General features: G+C 38.6%; 16 protein-coding genes and 1 pseudogene. 12 read left to right on the top strand and 5 right to left on the bottom strand.

Annotation, left to right across the window (positions count from 1 at the left end):
- Positions 1–301: 301 nt before the first annotated feature.
- The 6 genes and pseudogenes from IRT38_RS17690 to IRT38_RS04640 form a co-directional block, all read left to right on the top strand.
- Positions 302–359: pseudogene (locus tag IRT38_RS17690) on the top strand (hypothetical protein); the annotation flags it as partial.
- A gap of 44 nt (positions 360–403) precedes the next feature.
- Positions 404–700 (top strand): hypothetical protein, encoded by a 297-nt coding sequence (locus IRT38_RS17685; RefSeq protein ID WP_409514087.1) that lies wholly within the window; start codon positions 404–406, stop codon positions 698–700.
- Positions 694–1,140 carry a Tfp pilus assembly protein FimT/FimU gene (locus tag IRT38_RS04655; protein ID WP_194597057.1) on the top strand — a complete coding sequence of 149 codons (447 nt, stop codon included), beginning with the start codon at positions 694–696 and terminating at the stop codon, positions 1,138–1,140. The genes IRT38_RS17685 and IRT38_RS04655 overlap by 7 nt, the downstream gene beginning before the upstream one ends.
- Positions 1,121–1,540, top strand: coding sequence for a type II secretion system protein J (locus IRT38_RS04650; RefSeq protein ID WP_194597056.1), 420 nt, complete (start codon positions 1,121–1,123; stop codon positions 1,538–1,540). The genes IRT38_RS04655 and IRT38_RS04650 overlap by 20 nt, the downstream gene beginning before the upstream one ends.
- 17 nt (positions 1,541–1,557) lie before the next feature.
- Positions 1,558–2,220 (top strand): PilW family protein, encoded by a 663-nt coding sequence (locus tag IRT38_RS04645; RefSeq protein ID WP_194597055.1) that lies wholly within the window; start codon positions 1,558–1,560, stop codon positions 2,218–2,220.
- 17 nt (positions 2,221–2,237) lie between these two features.
- Positions 2,238–3,692: a hypothetical protein gene (locus IRT38_RS04640; protein ID WP_194597054.1), complete on the top strand. Its 1,455-nt coding sequence runs from the start codon at positions 2,238–2,240 to the stop codon at positions 3,690–3,692.
- A gap of 206 nt (positions 3,693–3,898) precedes the next feature.
- Here the strand turns inward: IRT38_RS04640 and ispH are convergent, their stop codons facing one another.
- Entirely contained in the window at positions 3,899–4,849 is a 951-nt protein-coding gene (gene ispH, locus IRT38_RS04635; RefSeq protein ID WP_194597053.1) for a 4-hydroxy-3-methylbut-2-enyl diphosphate reductase, read from the bottom strand.
- Between the two features lie 102 nt (positions 4,850–4,951).
- On the opposite strand from ispH, the gene gmk reads away from it, so the two are divergent.
- From gmk to bfr, 6 genes are all read left to right on the top strand, one after another.
- A complete protein-coding gene (gene gmk / locus IRT38_RS04630; protein ID WP_099947996.1) occupies positions 4,952–5,575 on the top strand; it encodes a guanylate kinase in 624 nt (207 codons plus the stop codon).
- A 70-nt stretch (positions 5,576–5,645) separates the two neighbouring features.
- On the top strand, positions 5,646–5,924 hold the full coding sequence (gene rpoZ, locus IRT38_RS04625) for a DNA-directed RNA polymerase subunit omega (RefSeq protein ID WP_004909577.1): 279 nt from the start codon (positions 5,646–5,648) through the stop codon (positions 5,922–5,924).
- A gap of 208 nt (positions 5,925–6,132) precedes the next feature.
- Entirely contained in the window at positions 6,133–8,238 is a 2,106-nt protein-coding gene (locus IRT38_RS04620) for a RelA/SpoT family protein (protein WP_194597052.1), read from the top strand.
- Positions 8,239–8,377: 139 nt separating this feature from the next.
- Complete coding sequence (locus tag IRT38_RS04615; RefSeq protein WP_004909581.1) at positions 8,378–8,761, top strand: RidA family protein; 384 nt, start codon at positions 8,378–8,380, stop codon at positions 8,759–8,761.
- Positions 8,762–8,976: 215 nt separating this feature from the next.
- Entirely contained in the window at positions 8,977–9,171 is a 195-nt protein-coding gene (locus tag IRT38_RS04610) for a bacterioferritin-associated ferredoxin (RefSeq protein WP_004909583.1), read from the top strand.
- 223 nt (positions 9,172–9,394) lie between these two features.
- On the top strand, positions 9,395–9,859 hold the full coding sequence (gene bfr / locus IRT38_RS04605) for a bacterioferritin (protein WP_004909585.1): 465 nt from the start codon (positions 9,395–9,397) through the stop codon (positions 9,857–9,859).
- Positions 9,860–9,906: 47 nt separating this feature from the next.
- On the opposite strand, the gene IRT38_RS04600 is transcribed toward bfr, so the two are convergent.
- The 4 genes from IRT38_RS04600 to IRT38_RS04585 form a co-directional block, all read right to left on the bottom strand.
- Positions 9,907–11,538 (bottom strand): PglL family O-oligosaccharyltransferase, encoded by a 1,632-nt coding sequence (locus IRT38_RS04600; protein ID WP_194597051.1) that lies wholly within the window; start codon positions 11,536–11,538, stop codon positions 9,907–9,909.
- A 113-nt stretch (positions 11,539–11,651) separates the two neighbouring features.
- Positions 11,652–12,404 (bottom strand): SDR family NAD(P)-dependent oxidoreductase, encoded by a 753-nt coding sequence (locus IRT38_RS04595; protein WP_194597050.1) that lies wholly within the window; start codon positions 12,402–12,404, stop codon positions 11,652–11,654.
- A 2-nt stretch (positions 12,405–12,406) separates the two neighbouring features.
- Positions 12,407–13,705, bottom strand: coding sequence for an FAD-binding oxidoreductase (locus IRT38_RS04590; protein ID WP_194597049.1), 1,299 nt, complete (start codon positions 13,703–13,705; stop codon positions 12,407–12,409).
- Positions 13,706–13,711: 6 nt separating this feature from the next.
- A complete protein-coding gene (locus IRT38_RS04585) occupies positions 13,712–14,119 on the bottom strand; it encodes a GtrA family protein (RefSeq protein ID WP_194597048.1) in 408 nt (135 codons plus the stop codon).
- Positions 14,120–14,132 lie beyond the last annotated feature (13 nt).

Here is a 14,132-nt window from a genome sequence, read left to right as displayed (position 1 = left end):
AGGGAGAACTATAGGGGGTGTATTTATTTTTGCAAGAAGTCTAATTCTTTTTTTTATTCAACATAGCTCTCCCTGCCTTTCATCTTTATATTCATCTCATTGGTCGTTTTATCGTTTTACTTAATTTGTACTTAATTTACACTCAATAAAAGAGCAAAACCTTTTCATAATTATGGGCATTGATTAAATGAAAAAAATTCAATCGGCAAATATATTTTTTTTGCATAACGTAGCAAAAAAAAACCCTATTTCGGCTCAAACACGTGCGTACAACAACGCAGGATTTACCTTGCTTGAACTCATGGTCTCAGTTGCTATTATTGCTATTTTGGCAGCAATCGCTTTACCTTTATATTCAAGCTATATTACTAGGTCACAAGCAAAAAGTGCAGCTACTGACCTCATGTCTCTCAGCGTTGCCGTCGAGAATCTTTATTTAAGAACATTAAGCTATACCGCACCGACTACAAACCCAACCACCACCACTGCACAGACCCAAACCTATGCAACAGGTTGGCAACCTTCTTCTAATAATACATTTGACTATACAGTCAGTGTTACAACATCAACAAAATCATATACCTTAACCGCGACGGGAAAATCAGGGACTCGAAATGCTGGCTGCACATTAACACTTAATCAAGCCAATACACGCACCATCAGTGGTGGCTCAGCATGTGGCGGGATGACGTCATGGTAAAACAACAAACAGGCATATCACTTATAGAACTACTCGTTACTGTGGTGATCTTGAGTATATTGGCGACCAAAGCTATCCCGTTAGGGCAAGCTTGGGTGGCGAACACCAATATCAATAATGCAGAAAAATCCTTAGTTCAAGCTTTGAGCAAAGCGCGTAATGAGGCTTTACAAAACCCTGAGGGTGTTATTGGTGCAACCACCCCAGCGGCGACCCTTGTAGTTGACAATACAAACAAAGAAATAAAGATTGAAAATGCCAAAGCCACGCCTGTCGTGATTTGGAAAACAAAAATACCTACAACAGCAAGTATTAGCTTTAGTGGGGCAACTGGCTGTGCCACCACCGTGCAATTCAACAATAACGGTCAAAATATCTCGACGTGCACAGACTATACGATTTCAGCGAATGGAGGCACAAATGCGACAGCTAAATTATAAGCATCCGTTTTCAAAGCAACGTGGTGTGACCCTCATTGAAGTGCTCATGTCTGTATTGTTAATGGCAATTATTGGGCTAGGAAGTGCTTTTATTGCTGCACGTACCGCAGTCACTCATCGTGATCAGAATGTGCACTTACACACCATTAGCCAAATGCGTAATCAACTGGAAGCATCTCAATGCATCACGGCAGGTACAAAAACCATCACCGTTGCAACCACAAACGTTAACTTAGATTGTACTTACACAACAGGGAATTATACCGTGGCAGCCTATGGTAGTGGTGGTGCTGGTGTTGCTTCATCTGCGACTGGCGTAATACACGTTAAATTCCCTGCCCTAAAAGTTCAAACGAGCGATACTTTTGCTCCAATCAAAGCAGACATTAAACCTTATTAAATGAGGGAGGACGAAATATGAAAACTTTAAACTTCTCTCAAAAGGGTGTTTCACTGATTGAACTGCTCATTGCGATGACCTTAGCAATCATCATTGTGTTGGCGATGTCACGAGTATTTATCACCACAGGGAAATTAACCGCAGAATCGAGCTTAGGTGCAGGCACAGACAGTACACTAATGCTCGGACTGATTTCCATTGACAAAATAATGCAAAGCATTGGTTACGACTCTGCCACACCTCTAGCCTATGATACCAATTTTGCTGTTCGAGCTACCGATGGCACGCTCGTAGCAAAAGGCACTGCAGGTCCTATATTTGTTTGGAAAACAGGTTCAAATTGTCAAGCTCTCGCCAATGAAACCAATGGTTTAAATCTATATGCGAGTTATAGCTGTTCAGGAACAACCATCCCTAGCACTGGGGCAAGCAAAACGTTATTAATGCCAATTAAAAGCGCAAACACGGCAATTAAAAACAGCACCAACCGCATTGGTGAGTTTGAATTTAAAGTAAGTGATGTAGCCAACTGCACGCCATTTGGCATTATTAACTCAAATGCAGCCGTTAGCGGTCTTGTCGGTAAATTTACTGTTGAAGCGACTGCGTATAGCTATGCAGCAAGTAGCGATAGCGTTGCTAGACCTATTCGCAACACCACCTGTCTACTGAACCCATAACAGTAAGGAGAATGAACATGAAAACCCAGTGTATTCATAAAAAAATCAATCGGGGACAGCCACAGTCTGGTATCACATCTTTGCTCTTTATTTTGTTGGTGGGTATGACACTAACCGTTGCAACGATTGGTTATATGGCTTCTATGAAAACCATGCAATCGAGTGCAGTCACCACGCATGCCCAAACACAAGCTCAAATGCAGACCATGATCGGTTATCAAGCATTAACTGAATTTTTGAAAAGTTCAAATATGGATATGGCGAAAATAACTGCAACCGAAACAGGCACAGTTACCTCGACCACAGGTCAAGTCATTAACTATAAAAAGTCGGCAAGTTGCCCAACGGGTACTGGCAATTATTGTTTTGATATTATAGGCGAAAGTGGTGGAGCCAAAGCGATATTACGCGCTTTGTTTAAAGTCACCTCTTCAGTGTCATCCAGTACTACAACGGGTTCCGTCTTTGCAGGTGGTTTAGTGGTCGGAGGGAGTGCAAGCTTTAGAGCTGCTACTGGGCAAACCGTTGGGATTCAAACAGGTGGGGCAAATGCAGGGATCGTTACAGATACAGCAGGAAAAACAGTAGACTTGAGCGTAGGTGGTATTAACGTTACCTCTTTTACTGGCAATATTGACATTCCTAGTGCGAATGATATGCGCCCTTTTGCCAATTGGATTTTTACCAAAAATGCAGCGGGTAATGCTGTCTGCTATAAAAATAATTTATCTTCTGGTGGAACAAATATTACCACAGAGACTCCAATCACGTGCCCAACAAGTGGAGTAACTTTAAGTGGTGGTACATGGACCTTTGATAGTTCCGCTGCCAACCTAGCGGGAATTGTATGGTTTGATGGTAATGTCATTTTAAGCTTGCGTGAAACACCAGCCGATTTTGTCAATTCAGTCATTACAACAGGTTCTGTAACAACAGACCTAATCGACAAGAAAGCAGTATTTAACTCCTATGCAAGCAATCATTACTTATTGACCAACGTGACCGATGCCAATATCAAAGCGCGTTTATTAAAAGTCTGTCCAGCCGACAACTATCCAACGCAATATTGTGAACCGTATAGTCTAGCCAATCGAAACCTGATTACATCACTAGCGTATTTTAAAACAAATAAACTGACTTATATCAAAGACACAAGCACCCACCCTGCCAGTTTATCGAATATCCTCTTTTCGACCGACACTGGATTTGCCATGGATGCCGCAAATAATACCACTGTCAATTTTTATGGAAACCTCATTGGCTCCAAAGCAGCAGGCGGCACAGGTATGGCATCAGGCAAAATCACAGGTACAGGTGATATTAATATTTCAGGAAATATTGTAGTTACAGGTAACTTTATTACTCAAATGCAAGGGAACATGGATGTTGTATTGGGAAATGCTGATGCTGCAGGCAACTCTATTCCAACCACAGTCAAATCCGTCACCCCTGCGTCTATTAGTTATCAATAACTAGCATACATATTCAAACGCCCTCGTTTTACAATAAGGGCGTTTTTAATGATTTAGTCATACTCCATGCGCGGAAACTGCGTTTTTATGATACTCACGAAAGTGAATATCCATTCTCAACCAATAGCGCATGAATACTCACTCATACCGAGTATGACAATTAAATATACTTTGTCATGCTCAATCCCAAAGCATCAATTCGCTATTTAAGCCTGTGTAACCTTTATACGCAACTCTTTTGGTAGACTAAATGTGATATTTTCTTCTCTCCCTTGCAACTCTTTTGGTGGAGTTGCACCCCAATCTTGTAAACGCTGAATCACTTGCTTAATTAAGATTTCTGGCGCCGAAGCACCTGCCGTCACTCCAATCTTAGTTTTAGCTTCAAACCATTGCTTTTCGAGTTGGTCAGCATTATCCACTAAGTAAGCTGATTTCCCCATGCGCTCAGCCAACTCTCTTAAACGATTTGAATTAGAAGAATTTGGAGAACCGACAACTAAAACGACATCACATTGGGCTGCTAAATCACGAACCGCATCTTGGCGATTTTGAGTTGCATAACAGATATCATCCTTACGCGGTCCCATGATCATCGGATATTTTTTTCTTAGGGCATCAATCACTTTCGCTGTATCGTCGATTGAAAGTGTTGTTTGAGTTACAAATGCAACATTTTCAGGGTGTTTTACAACTAACGCTTCCACATCATCTTCATCTTCAACGAGATAAATCTCTCCACCTTTAGATTTATCATATTGACCCATCGTGCCTTCGACTTCGGGGTGTCCTTCATGCCCTATTAAAATAGCTTCTGTGCCTTCACGAGCATATTTAGTGACTTCAATATGAACTTTGGTCACCAACGGGCAAGTAGCATCAAATACTTTTAGACCGCGACGTTCTGCTTCTTGTTGTACGGCTTTTGATACGCCATGAGCGCTAAAGATTACAATTGAATCATCAGGAACTTGGTCCAGCTCATCAACAAACACTGCACCTCTTTGACGTAAATCATCGACTACAAATTTATTGTGAACGACCTCATGTCGTACATAGATCGGTGGATTGAAACATTCTAATGCACGATTGACGATCGCTATAGCACGGTCAACACCAGCACAAAAACCTCTTGGATTGGCCAACACGATTTCCATAACAACCTCTCTCATCATTTGAATATTTATGCCAAGCTATTTCGTTTAGCGGCACGCTACACTACAATAGCCAAGATATTTTATCATATCAGGAAAAATATCATGTCGGGTCTATTGTTTGTCGTTTCTGCGGCATCAGGAACAGGCAAAACATCTCTTGTAAAAGCCCTACTCGATCGAGTCAGCAATCTACACGTTTCTGTCTCACATACTACACGCGGACAGCGCCCTGGTGAACTTGATGGTGTTCACTATCATTTTACTGATACTGAAACATTTTTAGCGCAAGTAGAACAAGGTGGTTTTATTGAATATGCTGAAGTATTTGGTAATTATTACGGCACATCTCAAGCAAAAGTAAAAGAACAATTACAACAAGGTCATGATGTTTTACTCGAAATTGACTGGCAAGGTGCTGAACAAGTTCGTCGCCTTTTCCCTGAATCAAAACAAATTTTTATTCTCCCTCCAACCCAATATGACCTAAGACAGCGCCTTTCAAACCGTGGTACGGATTCAGTCGATGTGATCGAACATCGCCTCAGTTGTGCAGTTGAAGATATGCGCCATTTCGCTAGTTTTGACTATGTCATTATCAATGATGATTTCAACAAAGCTGTGCATGATCTCGAAGCAATTATTACGGCAAATCGTTTAGTTACTTTGCAACAAAGCAGTCGTCATCAAAAATTGATTGAAAACTTAATTACACTCAATCGCGAATAACTTGAGTCTTGAGCAAAAGCCTTTTATACTATTTAGTCTTTTCAAGTGTAATGTTCAAACGAGACAACTTATGGCACGTGTAACCGTTGAAGATTGTTTAGACCATGTAGATAACCGCTTCGAGTTGGTACTGGTAGCGAGTAAACGTGCACGTCAATTGGCACGTCAAGGCATGGAACCAACTGTTGAGTGGGATAATGACAAGCCAACAGTCGTTGCATTACGTGAAATTGCGATTGGTCATGTAACAAAAGACATCTTAAAACAACGCGAACAAGACTACCAAACATCAAACCTTGATATGGTATTGTCTACAAATTCTTTGAATTTAGAAGGATTTACATTTTAAGTAAATCTGCTCGCACAAAGAAGCCCAATGTGAAGACACTGGGCTTTTTTGTTTATTGAAAATTTGGGTTCAAATTGATAAAAGCAATGGCTTTAATTGAAAAAAATTCATATTTTTTCCAATGAACAAATTGACAAGTTTATCAATATGCTTTTCATTAGAAGCTAAGCAATTCAATATCGAAATTTAAGTTATATAGGTGTTTTTTATGCCAGGCGAAGAGGTCAGCCAAGCCAAGCAACAACTCAAAGTCATCATTGAAGCCTATCTCAAAGATAGTGAAATTCAGTGTGTGCTTGCTGCCTGTGATTTTGCCGATTTAGCGCATAGTGGTATCACTCGAAAAAGTGGTGAACCTTATGTACTGCATCCTATAGCAGTAAGTTGCATACTTGCTCACATGCGCTTGGATGCCGATACATTGATGGCAGCCTTATTACATGACGTTATTGAAGATACAGAATTTACCAAAGATGAAATCGGACAAAAATTTGGAATAGTCGTCGCTGAATTAGTCGATGGTGTAACAAAATTAAGCCACTCCAGTGATAAAGAATATAATAAAGCCGCTTCTTTCCGGAAAATTCTGCAAGCAACCTTACAAGATCCTCGTGTCATTATTATTAAATTAGCCGATCGTTATCACAATATGACGACCTTGGATGCTTTACGCCCAGATAAAAGAGCACGTATTGCACAAGAAACTTTTGATATTTTCGTACCGATGGCACGTTTGGTTGGTATGAATGAGATGGCTGATAACTTGGAACATCTCTGTTATCAAAATCTTGATCTTGATATGTTTAACGATGTACAAGCAGCCCTACTTGCAACAAAACCAAAACGCTGTGAATATCAAACAGTATGGGAACAAAAACTAACTGATTTATTAAAAACATACGACTTAAAAGGTCGTATTAAAAAGAAAAACAATAACATTGAATTGCTACGCCATTTTGTAAAAAATGAAATAGACTTAAATGAATTAAGCCACAGCCATGCCTTTGAAATTATTTTAAACAGCATTGCTGATTGTGATCGCTTAGTCGATGCACTCAAAGAGAACTTTCAAGTTTTACAATACAAAGATCATATCCGACGCCCACTCCCAGGTGGCAACCAATCGTTAATGATCAAATTAAAAGGTGAAAAAACAACACTTTCGCTCACCATACAAACCGAACTTATGCGTAAAGCCGCTCGATTTGGTGTGGTTTTAGGTGAGAACGCGCCTCAAGCTTGTCGTTCAGCCATTCAAGCATCTATGCAAAACTTGAATACCCTCATTGATGGCGGGTGTGCAAAAACCACTTTTAGTGATTTACTGGATTATTTGCATCAAGAAAAAATTTGGGTCTACACACCTCACGGACAGTTACATGAACTACCACAGGGCGCAACTGTTGTAGATTTTGCCTATTCTGCCAGCTTATTTTTAGGTAATCATGCTGTTGGTGCAAAGGTTGATGGTGAAATTCGCCCTCTATCAACACCTTTACATAGCGGAGAGGTTGTTGAAATTATTACTGATGTCCTCGCCACCCCAAACCCAGATTGGCTGAGTTTCATTAATACGCAAAAAGCTCGACGTGCTCTACAGAACATGCTACGTGAGCAAGACATCGATGAACAACGTCTTGTTGGTCAGCAAGCGCTTAATCGTGCATTAAAACTCTTCCATCGTTCAATTGACGACCTTTCTCAAACAGATTGGATTAATGTACTTGAATGGCGCCATATAAGTAGCAAAGATACTTTGTTTGAGCAAATTGCGGTGGGTGACTTATTACCTCAGCTTGTTGCTAACCATTTGTTTGCACAAGATCATCAGACACAGCATCAAGCGACATCAGACCGTTTGATTTCTGGCACAGAAGGTGTCGATGTCAAATATGCACATTGTTGTAACCCTGTTCTCGGCGATCCAATTCAAGGTCATTTATCTCGAAGAGGATTAATCGTTCACCGCTCACGGTGTCGTAATTTACTACATGAACAGCATCTTCATCCTGAAAATATTATGCCCTTACATTGGCAAGCTGAAGAAGTTGATGATGTCCGCTTTAGTGCCTATCTATGCATTCATATGATGATGAATGATGAACAAATTTCTGATCTGATCTACCAGTGCCGAAAAGCTAAAATTGGCGTAGAAATGGTCGAATCACAAGATCATAAAACTTACGTCAATATAGTCGTCAGTAACCGTAATCAGATCGCGCAAATTATCCGTGATTTACGCATGCATTTTGGATTCCCACGAATAGAACGCCTCAATATGCCAATTGTGCAAACTGAAATTGCCAAAGTATAAAATCTAACACTTATCCTCACTAGCAGATATAAATCATGACAATAATCGACTGCGACTCCGCAGTCGTAGGCAGTTTCGTGGGCGATCTTTTGTGTTAAAGTCACATTGTTTTATGATAAAAACGACATAGGAGAGCTTAATGTCACGTCAAGTAATTCATACTGAACATGCGCCAGCTGCGATCGGAACGTATTCTCAAGCAATTTTAGTCGGTAATACGCTTTACCTTTCAGGCCAAATTGGCTTAGACCCTTATAGTATGGAACTTGTGGATGGAATCGAAGCTCAAATTCGTAGAGTATTTGACAACCTAAAAGCTGTATGTGCTGCAGCGGGTGGAAGCTTAGCGGATATCGCAAAACTCAATATCTTCCTTACAGATTTATCTCATTTTCAACTTGTGAATCAAATCATGGGCGAATACTTTGCACAACCTTACCCTGCTCGAGCAGCATTAGGGGTTGCTAGCCTTCCCAAAGGTGCATTGGTTGAAATGGATGGCATCGTTATTATTAACCAATAATCTATAAAATTAAATACTTAATTAATAAATTACATTTTTAATTGGTCATCAATCTCGAGAGGAATGCCGTGTATAACTCGGATTTCCTCTCAAATGATCTTTTTTTATTCAAATTCTCAATAAGAATATATTCACTATTAGAATGAAATTCATTGACAAACGATAATAATTATCAATAATATCAATTATCGCATTAATATTTGTGGATCACTCCCATGTATGTTTGTTTATGCCGCGGAATCACAGACCAAGATATCAAAGATGCCGTTGCAAATGGCGCGGAAAGCTATCGTGAAATTCGTGATTTACTCGACTTAGGCACTTGTTGTGGTCGCTGCGTCCCTGAGGCTCGTTCAATTATTAATGAAGAACTCGCTGAAATTGCAGCACGTATTTCTGTCGCTGCATAACTCCTTTCAAATATTTTAATAATAACCCTGCTTTAACTACCACTATTAAAATTAACTCTTTCTTTAACCTTCTCTATGCAAATGAGACTCACATCTTCTGCTTTTGATTGTGATTTTCATTTGCCGTTCAATAAATTACTCGCGCCAAATCCATTTGTTGATTAATATAATTTAAGTTGCCTTAGCGATTAGGGCATTACTGGATGTTTACGGAGTAAGTGCAATGAAAGGCAATCGTGAAGTCATTAATCAATTGAATCAGGTGCTTTATCACCATTTAACCGCGATCAATCAATATTTTTTACACTCTCGTATGTTCAATGATTGGGGTATTGAAAAATTAGGTTCAGCTGAATACAAAGAATCTATTCGCCAAATGAAACATGCAGATAAGATTATTGAACGCATCTTGTTTCTTGAAGGTTTACCTAATCTGCAGCACTTAGGCAAACTTTATATCGGACAGCACACAGAAGAAGTACTAAATTGCGACATTCGCAAAGTTAAAGAAAATATTGAAGCACTCAAGCAAGCTGTAGAGCTATCAGAAACGCAACAAGACTATGTAACACGTGATTTAGTTCAAGAAATTCTAGAGAAAGAAGAAGAATACTGGGATTGGTTAGATACACAATTAGATCTTATTGAAAATGTTGGCATTGAAAACTATATTCAAAGCCAACTTTAAAACATACAAAAAAGAGCGACTTAATGTCGCTCTTTTTATCGTTTAGACTATTGATTTAACTCAATAATTTCAGTCAGACTCATATCTTTTTTATACAAACGATTGAGTACGTAAAGGTATTTTTCAGCTTCCTCATTTTTCTGATTGTAGACTAATACTTGAGCAAACTTCTTCAAGTTATACGGTGTTGCCTTATTCTTAACCATCTCAGCAAATTCACTTAACTGCGCTTCAGAAAACCTTGTTTTAGGATCTAAAGCTATCCAATCTAAACGCTTCTGAAATTGCGTTAATAATAAAATTCTTGAGCTACCCAATATTTCTTCGGTAGGTTGTTTACCTTTAAAGATAAGGCGACTGTTATCCTGAAACAGTTTGTAATCCCGCCAGATCAATAAAAGAACAATGACACTGATCAACCATACACAACGCACGACATTTTTTTGAATGGTGATACCCTTTAATTGCGGTGTTTGTGCTTGAATCAGCCCCAGCAAGAAACCCATTGGCAACAAAAAATATGCATAACGCTGTGGGAACTCCAACATAGCATGAATCAAGATCGCACATACCATCAAAATCGCGATAATTGATGTGCTATCTTTTGCCGTCTTGTTCAACCATAACAACCATAGAGATAAATATCCAATAATCAAAACGCCGAGCGGTACACCATTCCAAACTAAAAGATCAAGAATAATGTTGTGAGCGCTATTAAACCAAACTTGAACAGTATTAAACTCAATACTCTCGACTACAGCGATACTTGTTTGATTCCAGCCATAACCAAACAAGGGACGCTCTGCAATTGCATGCAGAATTTGCATCCACATGCCTAACCTTTCATGCCCTGAACCTGCTCTTTGAACAATAGAAGCTGTATGGGTCACTCCCGTATCCAAATGAGAACTCATAAACTGCGTTAGAAATGGCAGTAAATAGCCCGCTATCACAAAATACAATGAAGTCCATAAAAGCAATTTCGGAAAGTTGAATCGCGGATTATTTTTATGTTGCTTATAAATCCAATAAAAAAAGAAAAATATACAAACAATCCACGCTGTTCTTGATTGAGTCAAGACAATTGTAAACAGTAGGATTAGAGAAGAAGGAATAAGAATCCATAGGGATGCTTTTCTTTTTTCATATAGATAAAGTCCCCCCATCAATCCCATCACCAAGAATGTTGATAAATTATTAGGTTGTCCAAAATTAGCGTAAGGGCGATTCCCCCTTAATCCCATGATTCCATAAAGATAGGATTCTAGATTTAACCATTGAACTATTGCTATAAAGCTACTTAACAATCCAGCAATTAAAACAATTAAGCTAAAGCCAATCATAAGCTTTTCACGATTTTCAGCCTGTAGAGATAAGTTATATCCACATAACATCATGAGCCAAAATGTAAAAAGATAGGCAAAACTTAGAAAGGCGACACTAAAATCTAGTATTAATCCAAAACAAAACTGAAGTAGCGGCAATAAAACAACACCCAACATCAATATTTGCGGGCGTGGAATCTTAATTTCTTTTGTTAGAAACAAAGTCATTATAGCAAGTGCAGCGCCAAAACTTGCAAGCTCACTTGAGAAGGTTACCCATGGATATGTATGAAAGGGGGATAGTATGGCAAAACCAAATAATAGTGCGGCGATGACAAAACATAAAATTTGCATATTCAAATAAAGTTAAAGAGCTTTGATGAATTATACATCGAAGCTCTCTCAAACTTATTTTTCTTAGGTAAAGAGATGAAACTTATTTCCAAGGACGTAGATCTACGATTGATCTATACATCCATTTTTTTAAAAAGAAAAAAAGGTAAATTCCGAATAATCATCATAATGATTACCCACTTTTTAGGTGTATAAATAACAGATTTTCCTGTGTTTATTGCATGAATAATATCCTGAGCAACACGCTCAGGGGATGCAAATTTACCTTTGCCTGTAACTCCTGCTGTCATAGGCGTTGCTGTCGGTCCTGGTTTAATGAGGGTTATAGTGACCTTAGAGTCAATTAAAGCTAAACGATGTTGTAAACCCTGTAAATAAGTTTCAAGAAGTGCTTTTGCTGCACCATATACATAGTTAGATTTACGACCACGATCCCCTGCAACAGAACCAATGACAGCGAGTTTTCCATGATTGTGCTCAATCATGCCTTGAATAATTACTTCAACAAATAAAACAGGTGAAATCGCATTTATTTCAATAGCTTCTTTACATAAATCAAGATTAGTTTGGCACTGCTCTTGGTTAGGTAAATTACCATGTGCAATCAATGCAATATCTATAGCTGCTTGCTGATTTAAGGTTTGAATGCAAGTCTGAATTGCTTGAGCATCTAAGAAGCCCACCAATTGTATTTCAATATCTGCATTGGGTTGGCGAACTTGAAGATCATTTTTTACACGTTGTAATTTTTCAGCATCACGTCCTAATAAAATCAGCTCACATGGCCGCTGTAACCAAACCCTTGCACAGTGTTCAGCAATCGTAGACGTTCCACCCACAATGAGAATTCTTAATTTCTTTTCCATTCTTATATACCTAATAAACGACGTGACATATTAGAACTAATATTAGGGTCTCGATATTTTAAAAACTCTTGAATACGAGGATATGCTGCTTCAAACAACGTTTTAGGCATACGGGCATCTTTGGCTAAATACAGTCGTCCTTTCGCTTCAGAGACAATGTGATCCAATTCATTGAATAATTTTAATGTTTTTTCACCCCGATTAGGAAAATCTAAAGCCAGAGTGACTCCAGACCGAGGGAAACTTAATAATCCTCCAGACTCACGGTCTCCAAAAGTCTTCAATACTGCTAAGAATGACCCATCACCTGATTTTTTAATCATTTTGAGCATTTCATGAGTAGCTTCTAGGCTTACATCACGTGGTATAACACTTTGGTATTGATAAAACCCACGAGGCCCATACATTTTATTCCAATCATGTATCGTATCTAAAGGATAGAAAAAAGGTTCATAGTGTATAGTTCGATGAGAGTTTTTTAGGGTGTTACCATGAAAATAAGCAAAGTTAAATACTGGTAGAGTTATTTTATTGATTAAGGATATAGGAGGAGTAAAGGGAAAATTTTTATCTTTGAATTTAGGATTTGGTTTGTATTGTACTTGAGCCAAGTTACCACGAATAAAAAGTCCTTTAGTCGATGAACTATTCGCACAATCAATCCACGAAACCGTATGTTCCCAATCTGCTTCTGAAGCATCGGCTAAAGCAAAAAATTCTTGCAAACTATAATAGGGAATGGTTTCTGACTCTATCCATGGTCCATCAATAGGTCGTAATTGTAATTTTGCTTCTAAGATGAATCCTGTTAAACCTATTCCCCCCAACGTGGCATAGAACCACTCCGATTTTTCTTGGCGAGAACATTCAATGATTTCACCATCTGTGCGTAACAATTTTATTGACAGAAGATGATCACCAAAAGAACCTGAAGCATGATGATTTTTTCCATGTACATCGTTACTGATTGCACCACCTACCGTGATCATCTGGGTGCCAGGTGTTACTGCTAACATCCATCCCTGCGGAACAAGTGTACGATGAATATCTTGTAAAGTTGCACCAGCTTCACAATGTAAAATACCTGTTGCAAAATTAAATGATATTAAATGGTTTAAAGTGGTTGTTTGCCATAGATGACCTTGTGTATTTAATGCAACATCACCATAACTACGCCCCATGCCGTAAGCTACACCAGGAAGATACTGTTGAAGTTGTTGGATAACTTGATTTGGGGTTTGAAAGCTAATGACATCATGCTCTGTATTAGAAAGTCGCCCCCATGTTTGGATTGTAGTCATATATCCTCAAACCGCTCGAAATACATATCGTTTGTCTAAAGAATACTTGCATACATAGCCAATCATCAGCCCAAGTACTCCTCCCAAATAGCGCATTTCTTTGGTTTCAAAAATATACTGAAATCCAAATTCAAATCCCCAAAAGATTATTGTGGTGATAACACCCATAACGGTATACAAGAAAAAGACTTGTCGGTTGTGTCCTGCATTTTCTGTTCTATATTGAAAAATATATTTTTTATCTAGGATATATTTGATCACAAGACCAAAACCAGTACCAATGAGTACTGAAATAAAGATTGAAAAATCGCCAGAATACAAATAAATACAAATATCTTGTGCTAAAATGTTGCATAACGTAGCAACTATAGCAGATGCCGTATAGAGCACTGCAAGTTTAAACGAATCAATCATTTGAATTTTTATA

The organism is Acinetobacter sp. SK-43 (assembly GCF_015351505.1).
GTDB lineage: Bacteria > Pseudomonadota > Gammaproteobacteria > Pseudomonadales > Moraxellaceae > Acinetobacter > Acinetobacter junii.
Note: the sequence above shows the minus strand (reverse complement) of the source record. Positions and strands in the feature narration are given on the sequence as shown.

Excerpts from the sequence above, each read along its gene's own strand:
- IRT38_RS17685 (WP_409514087.1), top strand. The coding sequence starts at position 404 with ATGTCTCTCAGCGTTGCCGTCGAGAATCTTTATTTAAGAACATTAAGC.
- IRT38_RS04655 (WP_194597057.1), top strand. The coding sequence starts at position 694 with ATGGTAAAACAACAAACAGGCATATCACTTATAGAACTACTCGTTACT.
- IRT38_RS04650 (WP_194597056.1), top strand. The coding sequence starts at position 1,121 with ATGCGACAGCTAAATTATAAGCATCCGTTTTCAAAGCAACGTGGTGTG.
- IRT38_RS04645 (WP_194597055.1), top strand. The coding sequence starts at position 1,558 with ATGAAAACTTTAAACTTCTCTCAAAAGGGTGTTTCACTGATTGAACTG.
- IRT38_RS04640 (WP_194597054.1), top strand. The coding sequence starts at position 2,238 with ATGAAAACCCAGTGTATTCATAAAAAAATCAATCGGGGACAGCCACAG.
- ispH (WP_194597053.1), bottom strand. The coding sequence starts at position 4,849 with ATGGAAATCGTGTTGGCCAATCCAAGAGGTTTTTGTGCTGGTGTTGAC.
- gmk (WP_099947996.1), top strand. The coding sequence starts at position 4,952 with ATGTCGGGTCTATTGTTTGTCGTTTCTGCGGCATCAGGAACAGGCAAA.
- rpoZ (WP_004909577.1), top strand. The coding sequence starts at position 5,646 with ATGGCACGTGTAACCGTTGAAGATTGTTTAGACCATGTAGATAACCGC.
- IRT38_RS04620 (WP_194597052.1), top strand. The coding sequence starts at position 6,133 with ATGCCAGGCGAAGAGGTCAGCCAAGCCAAGCAACAACTCAAAGTCATC.
- IRT38_RS04615 (WP_004909581.1), top strand. The coding sequence starts at position 8,378 with ATGTCACGTCAAGTAATTCATACTGAACATGCGCCAGCTGCGATCGGA.
- IRT38_RS04610 (WP_004909583.1), top strand. The coding sequence starts at position 8,977 with ATGTATGTTTGTTTATGCCGCGGAATCACAGACCAAGATATCAAAGAT.
- bfr (WP_004909585.1), top strand. The coding sequence starts at position 9,395 with ATGAAAGGCAATCGTGAAGTCATTAATCAATTGAATCAGGTGCTTTAT.
- IRT38_RS04600 (WP_194597051.1), bottom strand. The coding sequence starts at position 11,538 with ATGCAAATTTTATGTTTTGTCATCGCCGCACTATTATTTGGTTTTGCC.
- IRT38_RS04595 (WP_194597050.1), bottom strand. The coding sequence starts at position 12,404 with ATGGAAAAGAAATTAAGAATTCTCATTGTGGGTGGAACGTCTACGATT.
- IRT38_RS04590 (WP_194597049.1), bottom strand. The coding sequence starts at position 13,705 with ATGACTACAATCCAAACATGGGGGCGACTTTCTAATACAGAGCATGAT.
- IRT38_RS04585 (WP_194597048.1), bottom strand. The coding sequence starts at position 14,119 with ATGATTGATTCGTTTAAACTTGCAGTGCTCTATACGGCATCTGCTATA.